General features: G+C 45.0%; 1 pseudogene. It reads left to right on the top strand.

Annotated elements, in window-relative coordinates:
* Positions 1-83: 83 nt before the first annotated feature.
* Positions 84-547: pseudogene (locus tag CIK04_RS28245) on the top strand (esterase/lipase family protein); the annotation flags it as partial.

Below are 547 nucleotides of genomic sequence, written 5' to 3' on the forward strand. Positions count from 1 at the left end.
TCATGAGATAATCTAAACATTAGGTCGCCCCAAGTCGCTTGGTATTACCGGTAGCGAGGGAATAAGGGATGGAGAGTAAAGCAATGAAAATCATTATTTTGCACGGTTTATATATGCATGGCTTAGTGATGCAGCCTCTCAGCTTGCGCCTAAAAAAATTAGGGTTATCAAACACAAACGCTCACCTACAACACAGTCAATATTGATGAAGAAAAAGTTTTTCAATCCATAGACAAAGCGCTCAGCACTACGACGGGGAATGTGCTAGTTGGCCATAGCTTGGGAGGCTTGATGATTAAACATTATCTTGCCTCTCGTCGCCCTGCCCTTCAGCAGATCTCACATGTGGTGGCCATTGGCTCGCCGCTCAAAGGCGCTTCCATCGTAACGAAAATTCAAGAGCTTGGTTTAGGTGTCGATGCTTGGCAATTCGCCAAAACATGGGCTCAATATGCATGAGGATATTTGGGATTTCCCTCAGCAAGCTTGGCAGTATTGCAGGCACTATTCCATTGGGTGCAAGACCCTTCTTACTAATGGATACACA

Source organism: Vibrio sp. 03_296, assembly GCF_002265885.1.